This window comes from Kitasatospora sp. NPDC041988 (assembly GCF_055588525.1).
Window position 1 is genome coordinate 137,314 of the sequence record NZ_JBVJCO010000021.1, and the last position, 9,296, is coordinate 146,609.

The 9,296-nt window shown below is 73.5% G+C and carries 9 protein-coding genes; 2 read left to right on the plus strand and 7 right to left on the minus strand.

The features are described from left to right. Positions 1-157 precede the first annotated feature (157 nt). The 7 genes from ACZ6NC_RS22015 to ACZ6NC_RS22045 all read right to left on the minus strand — a co-directional run bounded on the left by ACZ6NC_RS22015 (position 158) and on the right by ACZ6NC_RS22045 (position 8,059). Positions 158-1,105, minus strand: coding sequence for an LAETG motif-containing sortase-dependent surface protein (locus tag ACZ6NC_RS22015; RefSeq protein WP_465735235.1), 948 nt, complete (start codon positions 1,103-1,105; stop codon positions 158-160). A 218-nt stretch (positions 1,106-1,323) separates the two neighbouring features. Then, positions 1,324-2,823, minus strand: coding sequence for a sensor histidine kinase (locus ACZ6NC_RS22020; protein WP_465735237.1), 1,500 nt, complete (start codon positions 2,821-2,823; stop codon positions 1,324-1,326). A gap of 13 nt (positions 2,824-2,836) precedes the next feature. Then, positions 2,837-3,613 (minus strand): response regulator transcription factor, encoded by a 777-nt coding sequence (locus ACZ6NC_RS22025; protein WP_465735239.1) that lies wholly within the window; start codon positions 3,611-3,613, stop codon positions 2,837-2,839. A 329-nt stretch (positions 3,614-3,942) separates the two neighbouring features. After that, complete coding sequence (locus ACZ6NC_RS22030) at positions 3,943-4,644, minus strand: hypothetical protein (protein WP_465735241.1); 702 nt, start codon at positions 4,642-4,644, stop codon at positions 3,943-3,945. A 21-nt stretch (positions 4,645-4,665) separates the two neighbouring features. Beyond that, on the minus strand, positions 4,666-5,862 hold the full coding sequence (locus ACZ6NC_RS22035) for an ABC transporter permease (protein WP_465735243.1): 1,197 nt from the start codon (positions 5,860-5,862) through the stop codon (positions 4,666-4,668). An 11-nt stretch (positions 5,863-5,873) separates the two neighbouring features. Then, positions 5,874-6,692, minus strand: coding sequence for an ABC transporter ATP-binding protein (locus ACZ6NC_RS22040; RefSeq protein WP_465735245.1), 819 nt, complete (start codon positions 6,690-6,692; stop codon positions 5,874-5,876). Continuing rightward, positions 6,689-8,059 (minus strand): efflux RND transporter periplasmic adaptor subunit, encoded by a 1,371-nt coding sequence (locus ACZ6NC_RS22045; RefSeq protein WP_465735247.1) that lies wholly within the window; start codon positions 8,057-8,059, stop codon positions 6,689-6,691. The genes ACZ6NC_RS22040 and ACZ6NC_RS22045 overlap by 4 nt, the downstream gene beginning before the upstream one ends. 260 nt (positions 8,060-8,319) lie before the next feature. Between ACZ6NC_RS22045 and ACZ6NC_RS22050 the strand changes: the two genes are divergently transcribed. Both ACZ6NC_RS22050 and ACZ6NC_RS22055 read left to right on the plus strand, forming a co-directional pair. Beyond that, the gene (locus ACZ6NC_RS22050) at positions 8,320-8,736 is read left to right on the plus strand and encodes an SRPBCC family protein (protein WP_465735249.1); all 417 of its coding nucleotides are present in this window, start codon (positions 8,320-8,322) and stop codon (positions 8,734-8,736) included. Continuing rightward, on the plus strand, positions 8,736-9,164 hold the full coding sequence (locus ACZ6NC_RS22055) for a MarR family winged helix-turn-helix transcriptional regulator (RefSeq protein WP_465735251.1): 429 nt from the start codon (positions 8,736-8,738) through the stop codon (positions 9,162-9,164). Before ACZ6NC_RS22050 ends, ACZ6NC_RS22055 begins: the two co-directional genes overlap by 1 nt. Positions 9,165-9,296: the final 132 nt, after the last annotated feature.

Below are 9,296 nucleotides of genomic sequence, written 5' to 3' on the forward strand. Positions count from 1 at the left end.
TGGCATCCCCCCTCCCCCTCCTCCCCTCGTCCCCCGGGCGGGGTTTTCCCCCCCCCCCCACCCCCACAAAAAACCCGGGGGGGGCGGCCCCCCCCCCCCCCCCCCCCCCCCCGGGGTTGGGTTCGCGGCCGCCTCCCGATCGGGCGCGAACGGATGGTCAGGCGGGCTGGCCGGCCTTGCGGCGGGAGACGTAGACGGCCGCGGCGCCCAGGCTGATGGCGAGGCCGGCACCCAGGGCGAGGTACGGGGTGGCCGGGTTGGAGCCGGTGTCGGCGAGCTCGGCCCCCGTCGCGGTCGACGCGGTGGTCGAGGACGCGGTCGAGGACGTGGTCGAGGTGGTGTTCCTGACACCGGTCTTCGCGGCGGTCGTCGTGGTCGACGACGTGGTGCCGGCGGCCGTGGTGCCGGCGGCCACGGCCGTGGTGTCGGCGACCGGGGTGACGGCGGCGGGCGGCTGCTGGGCCGCGGGGGCCGGGTCGGTGCCCTTGGCGGGCTGCTGCGCGGCGGCGGCCTTGGCGTCGGCGAGCGCCTTGTCGGCGGCCGTCTTGGCGGCGGACGCGGCCTTCGTGGCCTCGCTCAGCGTGTGCAGCTTCCGGAGCTCGGCGACCCTGGCGTCGTCGAGGGCGTTGACGGCGGCGGTCCTGGCCTTCTCCGCGGCGGCGTTGGCGGTGTCGGCGGCCTTGGCCGCCTCGGTGGCCTTGTACAGGCGGGTCAGGATGGCGACCCGCTCGTCCTCCGGGGTCGCCGGGTCGTCGAGCTTGGAGGTGGCGGCCTTGGCGGCGGCGAGCTCCTTGTCGGCGGCGGCCTTGGCGGCGGCGGTCTCCTTGGCGGCGGCCCGGGCCTCTTCGAGCTTGCCCAGGTAGGGCTGCGAGTCGTTCAAGAAGGCCTTGACCTTGGCCTGCTGCGCGGCCTCGGCCGCGACGGCCGCGTCGTACGCCTTGGCGGCGTCGGCGGCGGCCTGCTCCAGGGCGGCGATGGACACGTCGTTCTGGGTCTGGGCCGCCGGAGCCGACTCCGCGAAGGCGGGTGCCGCGGAGAACACAGCGGCGGGCGAGATCACGGCGGCGACCATGGCAGCCGAGACCAGGGTACGGCGGAGGTTCACGGGGATCCCTTTCGGATCGGGGAACAGCAAAAGCCGTTGCCAGAGCGATGATTACCGCTCAGCGGCCTGATCATATGCAGGTGGATTCCGTACGCTCCATGCCGACTTCCGGCAACGAGAACGGCCTCCGGACTTCCTGATCCGCACCCCTGCTGACGGCCCGCCAGGTGTGCGCCGGCCCTCGGCCGGGCCCGCACAGCAGCCCTCGGCGCCGGCCCTCAGCGTTGGTGCGGAAGCTCCACACGGAAGGTCGCGCCGGTGCCGGGGGCGGTGTGGAGGCTGAGGGTGCCGCCGTGGGCATGGGTCAGGGCCGTGGCGATGGCGAGGCCGAGGCCCGCACCGCCGCCGTCGTGGCGGCTGCGGGAGGCGTCGACGCGGTAGAAGCGGTGGAAGACCAGGGCGGCCTGGTCGGCGGTGAGGCCGGGACCGGAGTCGGCGACCTCCAGGAGGCAGAACCCGTCGGCGGTGCCGACACCGATCCGCACCGGGGTACCGGGCGGGGTGTGCTTGACGGCATTGCCGACCAGGTTGGTGACCACCTGCCGCAGCCGGGCCTCGTCACCGAGGACGGGCGCCGGGCCGGGGGCGCCGGTGCCGGCCGGGCCGGTGAGGGCGACCGGGCGGGACGGGTCGAGGGCGGTGAGGTCGTGCAGGGCATCCGCGGCGAGGGTGCGCAGGTCCATCGGGGCGAGGTCGAGCGGGCGTTCCTCGTCGAGCCGGGCGAGCACCAGCAGGTCCTCGACCAAGGTGCCCATCCGGACGGCCTCGTTCTCGATCCGGCACATCGTCCGCTTGACGTCGGCGTCGGTGGGCAGCGCGCCCATCCGGTACAGCTCGGCGAAGCCGCGGATGCCGGCCAGCGGGGTGCGCAGCTCGTGCGAGGCGTCGGCGACGAACCGCCGCATCCGGGCCTCGGACTCCGCCCGGGCGGCGAACGCGGCCTCGATCTGGGTGAGCATGCCGTTGAGCGCGATGGAGAGCCGGCCGACCTCGGTGCGCGGCGGGAGTGCGGGCATCCGGTGGGACAGCTCGCCGGAGGCGATCAGTTCGGCACCCTCCTCGATCCGGCGCAGCGGCCGCAGCCCTGCCCGGACGGCGAAGAAGCCGAGCGCCGCGATCAGCATCAGCACCGCGCCGCCGATCGCCAGGAAGGCGGTGCGCAGCCGGCCGACGGTGGCGTCGATGTCCTCGCGGGAGACGGCGACCATCAGGTACGAGGCGGTGGGGGTCGGCGCGGCGAAGGCGCTGGCGGGGGCGGGCGGCCGCTGGAGCGGCAGGACCAGCGCCCGCCAGGTGCGGTTGCCGCGCTGGTCGGGCAGGTCGAAGGGGGTGTCGGCGGCGGTGGCGGCCGGGTCGAGGCCGGCCAGCTGGGGCGCGGGGTCGTTCTCGGAGACGGGCTGGCGGACGACCTGCTGCACCTTGCCGTCGGCCGAGAGGTACTGGACGAAGTACTGGCTGGGCAGTGCCGCCAGGTAGTTGGGGGTGGCCCGCTTGCCGGTGACCGTCGGCTGCCTGCTGTCGGGCCAGGTGACCCGGCCGGGGGCGCGCTTCGACAGCGGCTCGGCGAAGCGCTGGAGCTGTTCGTCGAGCCGCTGCACCAGCTGCACCCGGACGGTGCCGAGCACCACGGTGTCGCTGACGGCGAGCCCGGTGGTGACCAGGGCGAGCACCAGGACGAGCAGCCGGGCGCGCAGGGACAGCCGGGTGAGCATCGGCATCGGGGCGGGTCCGTCAGTTCTGCGGGGGGCGGCGCAGCGCGTAGCCGATGCCGCGCACGGTGTGGATGAGCTTGGGGCCGTGGGCGGGGCCGGAGTCGAGCTTGCGGCGCAGGTAGGAGATGTAGGACTCGACGATGGAGAGGTCGCCGCCGAAGTCGTACGCCCAGACGTGGTCGAGGATCTGCGCCTTGGAGACCACCCGGCCGACGTTGGCCATCAGGTAGTGCAGCAGCTTGAACTCGGTGGGCGAGAGCGCGACCGGGGCGCCGCCGCGGGTGACCTCGTGGGCGACCGGGTCCAGGGTGAGGTCGGCGACGACCAGCCGGCCGTCCTCGGCGGGGCCGCCGGCCCGGCGCAGGATGGCCCGGATCCGGGCGATCAGCTCCTCCAGGCTGAACGGCTTGGTGACGTAGTCGTCGGCGCCGGCCGCCAGGCCCTGGACCTTGTCGCCGACGCCGTCCTTGGCGGTGAGGAAGAGCACCGGCAGGTGGTCGCCGGAGTGTCCGTGGGCGGGGCCGGCGATCTGGCCGCGGCTGGTCTGGTCGCGCAGCCGCTCGACCACGGTGAAGCCGTCGAGGTCGGGGAGCATGACGTCGAGGACGACCAGGTCGGGGCGTTCGGCGGCGATCAGTTCGAGCGCCTCGGTGCCGCTGGCGGCGGAGGCGACCCGGAAGCCGGAGAACCGCAGCGAGGCGGAGAGCAGCTCGCGGATGTTGGGTTCGTCGTCGACGACGAGGAGGAACGCCTCGCCCGGGCCGCCGGCCACCGCGGAGGTTCCTGGTGTGGACACAGTGCCTTGCACGGGGGTTCCGCCTCCCGGTCGGACGATGGCGTTCAGCTTGAGGCTAGCCCGGGGAGGCTATGCGCCATCGATGAATGTTGGATTAACACCTTATCGGGCGGATTTGGGCCAACGGGCCCGAAGGGCCTGGCTGGGTGGTGTGCGCACAGGCCGGGACGGGCCGGGACGCGGAAAGCGCGCAGCCTCGACGGGCCCGGGGGCGGCCCTGCTGGCCGCCCGGAAGGCGCGCCACGAGGCGCACCCGGACCGGGAAAACCGCGCGGCCCGGCCGCCGGAGGTGTTCGGCCGGGCCACGCGGGCGTCCGGAGGCTGCGGGGTCAGCCGCCGGAAGAATTACGGGTGCCGGCACCGCCGCCGAAGCCACCGCCGCCACCGCCGCCGAAGCCGCCCGCCCCGCCGAAGCCGGTCCCGCCCTCGACGAGCTGGGTGGCGTTGTAGCCGCCGTTGGCGTCCGGGGTGCCGACCACGGTGACGCTCTGGCCGGGCTGCAGGTCGGTGACCTTGCCCTCCTTGTTGAGCTGCACCTTGGTGGCGTCGCCGGTGGTCACCTTGACGGTGTTGCCGTTGGCGTCGGTGAGGTAGACGGTGGTGCCGTCGACGGCCTTGACCGTGCCGCGGGTGAACCCGCCCTGCCCGCCGCCCTGGCCGCCCTGGCCCTGACCGCCCTGGCCCTGGCCCTGCCCGCCGTTGCGGCGGCCGCCGTTCTGCCCGGTGCCCGCCGTGCCCCCGGACGCCCCCGGACGCTGCTGCCCGCCCGCGGCCACCGCCTTGCCGGAGCCGCCGGACCCGTGGCCCTGCTGGTACCAGACGCCGCCGGCGAACGCCGCCGTGGCGATCACCGCGCCCGCCAGCGCGAGGGTCAGCCAGGGCAGCTTCCGGCGCGGCGGCGCGGCCAGCTCGGCGGTGACGTCCCGTGCTCCCCCAGCCTCCGGCCGGGGGGACCCCCATGGCGGGGTGGCGAGCAGGACGACCTGCTCGGCGGGGGTGCCCGGGGTCACCGGGGCGATCTCGTTGCTCATGGGTGTCACGTCCTACTCGTGCTACTCGTGGCGGAGGGCGTCGATCGGGCGCAGCGAGGCGGCCCGGTTGGCGGGGTAGCTGCCGAAGAACAGCCCGATGGCGACGGCGATGCCGAACGCGCCGAGCACCGACTCGGGGATCACCACCGGCTTGATGCCGACGATGCTGAAGTGCGAGCCGGCGATCCCGGCCAGCACGCCGAGCCCGGCGCCGATCACCGAGAGCAGGGTGGACTCGGTGAGGAACTGCCCGAGGATAACCCCGCGCGGCGCGCCGAGCGCCTTGCGGATGCCGATCTCCCTGGTCCGCTCGGTGACGGTGACCAGCATGATGTTGGTGATGCCGATCCCGCCGACCAGCAGCGAGATCGCGGCCACCGCGCCGAGCAGCACGGTGAAGGTCTTGGTGGTCGACTCCCGCGCGGTGAGCAGCGAGGCCTGGTTGCCGATCCGGAAGTCCGCCTTGCTCGGGTCGGCGATCGCGTGGGTGCCGAGCAGCACCCGGGTGATCTCGGCCTGGGCGGCGGTGGTGGTGTCGGCGGAGGTGGCCTGCACCAGGATCTGGCTGACCGGGCCGAAGCCGGTGAAGGCGTTCTGCACGGTCGGCAGCGGCGCGATCACCACGTCGTCCGGGTCGGTGAAGCCGGTACCGCCCTTGGCCTGGAGCACGCCGACCACGGTGAGCGGCGTGCCGCCGACGGTGATCTGCTTGCCGACCGGGTCGGCGGTGGCGAACAGCTGCTGGGCGGTGGTGGCGCCGAGCACCGCGACCTTGCGGGAGCCGAGCACGTCGTCGGCGGTGAAGTACTCGCCGCGGCCGATCTTCTGGTTGGCGGTCTCGAAGTACGCGGGGTAGGTGCCGACGATCGAGCCGGGGCTGTACGAGATGTCCCCGTACAGCGCGGTGCCGCTGGTGGTGACCACCGGCGCGACGGACTTGATCGCGGTCGACTCCGTGTCGCTCGCCAGCGCCTTGGCGTCGGCGACCGTGAGCTTCTTCGCGGTGGACGCGGTGCGCGAGCCGCCGAAGGACGAACCGGCGCTGACCGTCAGCGAGTTGGTGCCGAGCGAGGTGATCGACTCCTTGACCGCCACCGAGGAGCCGTTGCCGACGGCGAGCAGCAGGATCACCGAGGCGACGCCGATCAGCACGCCGAGCATGGTGAGGACGGAGCGCACCTTGTTGGCGGCCAGGCCGCCGACGGCGAAGCGGAGCATCTGCCAGAGGATCACGTGAGCACCCCCTGGACGCCGGCGGCCGGACGCAGGGCGGGCGGCGGACCGTCCACCGGGGCCTGCCGGACGTCACTGATGATCGCGCCGTCGACCAGCCGGATCACCCGCTTGGCGTGCAGCGCGACCTCGTCCTCGTGGGTGATCAGGACGACCGTGCGGCCGGTCGCGTTGAGGCCGTCGATGATGGCCAGCACCTCGTCGGTGGAGCGGCTGTCCAGGTTGCCCGTGGGCTCGTCGGCGAGCAGCATCGCCGGCGCGGTGACCAGCGCCCGGGCCACCGCGACGCGCTGCTGCTGGCCGCCGGAGAGCTCGTTGGGCTTGTGTCCGGAGCGTTCGGCCAGGCCGACCAGGGACAGCGCGGCCAGCGCCCGGCGGCGCCGCTCGGCGGCCCGTACACCCGCGTAGGCGAGCGGCAGCTCGACCTGGGCGAGCGCGGTGGTGCGGGGGACGAGGTTGAAGGACTGGAAGATGAAGCCGATCTTGCGGTTGCGGACCAGCGAGAGCTGCTGCTCGTCCAGGTGGCCGACGTCGATGCCGTCCAGCAGGTAGCGGCCGGCGGTGGGCACGTCCAGGCAGCCGAGGATGTTCATCAGGGTGGACTTGCCGGAGCCCGAACTGCCCATCACCGCGACGAAGTCGCCCTGTTCGATGTCCAGGCTGACGCCCTGCGGCTCGCCGGTGGCCGGGTCGGAGGGGCCGCGCAGCGCGTGCACGGTGGCGTCGCCGTGGCCGTAGGCCTTGGTGAGCCGGCGGATCTGGATGACCGGTGGCGGGGCGGCGGGCTCCCGCTTGTCGATGACGTGACGCATCATCCGCGGCTACCGCCTCGGCCCGCGCCGCCGCTGCCGCCGGTGGTGCCGCCGACCCCGGCCACTCCCGTGCCGGCGCCGTTTCGGCCGCCCTGGCCGCCGTTCGCGCCCGGGAAGGAGCCGTTCGGGAAGCCGTTGGTGCCGCTGGTGGTGGCGAGTTCGACCTTGTCGCCCTCCTTCAGCCCCGAGACCACCTGCACGGTGGTGTCACCCTCGACGCCCACAGCGACGGTGACCCGCTCGGTCGCGCCGTCCGGGTGGACGACGGTCGCCGTCCGCTCCGCGCCGGTTCCGGCCAGGGCCGCGGTGGGCAGCGAGAGCGCGTTGTCGGCCTCGCCGGTGACCACCGAGACGGTCGCGCTGAGGCCGGTCCGCAGCTTGCTGGTGTCGCCGGTGATCTGCAGCGTCGCCGCGTACTGCACGGCCGCCGCACCGCCGGTGCCGCCACTGCTCACGGGCAGCGAACTGACCGACAGGACGGTGGCGTTGAGCTTGGTGTCGGACTGCGCGTTCAGGGTGACGGTGGCCGCCTCGCCCTTCTTCAGCTTGAGCGAGTCCAGCTCGGAGAAGTTGGCGCTGACCTGCATCCCGGTCGGGTTGGTCAGCACGATGAAGCCGCTCGGGGAGCCCGAAGTCGTGGTGCTTCCTGAGGACTTGGCCGTTCCGGAGGTGGTACCCGACGTGCCCCCGCCCACAGTGTCGCCCACCTTGCCCGTGATCGACGCGACCGTGCCGTCCACCGAGGCGGTGAGCGTCGTCCCGGCCAGCGCCGCCTGGGCGTTGGCGAGGTTGGTCTGCGCGGTGGCGACCTGCTGCTGAGCCTGGGCGACCGCCGCCTCGTCCACCTTGGTGGTGGTGATCGTGGTGGTCTGCGGAGCGGGCGTACTGCTCCCGCCCGCTCCGCGTTCCCCACCGCCCGCGCCGCCTCCGCTGGAGGGCGCGGCCGTTCCCGGGATCTGCTGGGTGGTCGTGGTAGTGACCCCGGCCTGGGCCTTGGTGAGGTTGGCGTTCGCCGTGGTCAGCGCCGCCTGGGCCGCGTCCACCTGCTGCTGGGCGGCCGTCGTGTCGACGGTGGCCAGCACCTGGCCCTTCTTGACGCCGTCGCCGACCGCGACCTTGACGGCGGTCAGCTTGCCGCCGGTGGTGAAGTCCTGGGCCGCGTCGGTGGGCGAGGCCAACGTGCCGGTTCCGGACACGGTGGCCAGGACCGTGCCCTTGGCCACGGTCGCCGTCCGGACCTGCGCCTTTCCGGCCGGGGTGCTGGTACCGCTGTCCAGCGTGGTGTACGCCAGGGCCGCGGCGCCCACCAGGGCCACGCCGAGCGCGGAGTTGACGAGGACGGCACCACGCCGTCGCGGGAACACCTTCATGCCGGACAGCTTCCCGGGGCGCTCTTGCGGGGCCCTGGGCGCACGCTGGGAGAACGCTGACCGTCCGAATCCGGGCATTGCGGGGCAGGCCACCCTGCCCGGGCGGTCGCTTGGCCACCGCCTGGCCGGCCGTTGACCGGACTCCCAGCAGACTCCCAGCCGTCCCCAGCCATCCGGGAGGGCGCGCACCACTCAGCGCTCGACAGATAGTCGTCGCGCAGATAATCTATGGATACATCATCTGGTCAAAGGAGGCCCCCATGTGGGAGTACGAGCACAGCATCGAGACCAGCGCCACCCCCGAGGCGATCTGGCGGCTCTGGGCCGACGTCGAGAACTGGGGCAGCTGGAACGCCGAGATCGAGAAGATCGAGATCAGCGGCCCGTTCGTGACCGGCAGCCGGATCACCATGACGCCGCCCGGTGACGACCCGATCCCGCTGCGCATCGCCGAGGCGGTCGAGAACGAACTCTTCGTCGACGAGGCCGTCTTCGGCGACCTGCTGCTGCGCACCACCCACCGGATCGACCCGATCGACGGCGACCGGATCCGCGTGGTCTACCGGATGGAGATCACCGGCGCCGGCGCCGACGAGGCCGGCCCCCAGATCGGCCCGGGCATCACCGCCGACTGGCCCGACACCATGGCCTCGCTGGCCGAGCTGGCGCTGCGCTGATGCCCCTCAGCCCCGGCGAAAGCCCCGGATTCCTGCTCTGGCACGCCACCCTCCGCTGGCAGCGCGAGATCGCCGCGGCCCTGGCCCCCCTCGACCTCACCCACGTGCAGTTCGTGCTGCTCGCCTGCACCTGGTGGCTCAACTCCCAGGGCGAGCAGCCCAACCAACTGGCCGTCGCCCGCCAGGCCGGCACCGACGTCAAGATGACCTCCCAGGTGCTGCGCACCCTGGAGGGCAAGGGACTCATCGAGCGCGAGGTCGACCCGGCCGACACCCGCGCCAAGCGCCTGCGCGTCACCGACACCGGCGCCGACCTGGCCCCACGCGCCATCGCCGCCGTCGAGCTCGCCGACGCGCACTTCTTCCAGCCGGTGCCCCTCGACGACGCGATCTCCCTCCTCGGCCGCCTGGCCCGCCCCCAGGCCTGAGACACCCCGCAGGCCACCGGCCCCGGAGTGGAAAGTCGGCCCCTCCGACCTTCCCCCCCCGGGACGGGCGAACTCCCCGAACCGGGGGAGGCGTGGCGGGGTCCCCCGAGGGGATCCAGCGTGGCGTTTCCC

Coding starts and splice junctions, on each gene's coding strand:
- ACZ6NC_RS22020 (WP_465735237.1), bottom strand. CDS start 2,823: ATGCCGATGCTCACCCGGCTGTCCCTGCGCGCCCGGCTGCTCGTCCTG.
- ACZ6NC_RS22030 (WP_465735241.1), bottom strand. CDS start 4,644: ATGAGCAACGAGATCGCCCCGGTGACCCCGGGCACCCCCGCCGAGCAG.
- ACZ6NC_RS22035 (WP_465735243.1), bottom strand. CDS start 5,862: ATGCTCCGCTTCGCCGTCGGCGGCCTGGCCGCCAACAAGGTGCGCTCC.
- ACZ6NC_RS22040 (WP_465735245.1), bottom strand. CDS start 6,692: ATGATGCGTCACGTCATCGACAAGCGGGAGCCCGCCGCCCCGCCACCG.
- ACZ6NC_RS22045 (WP_465735247.1), bottom strand. CDS start 8,059: ATGAAGGTGTTCCCGCGACGGCGTGGTGCCGTCCTCGTCAACTCCGCG.
- ACZ6NC_RS22050 (WP_465735249.1), top strand. CDS start 8,320: ATGTGGGAGTACGAGCACAGCATCGAGACCAGCGCCACCCCCGAGGCG.
- ACZ6NC_RS22055 (WP_465735251.1), top strand. CDS start 8,736: ATGCCCCTCAGCCCCGGCGAAAGCCCCGGATTCCTGCTCTGGCACGCC.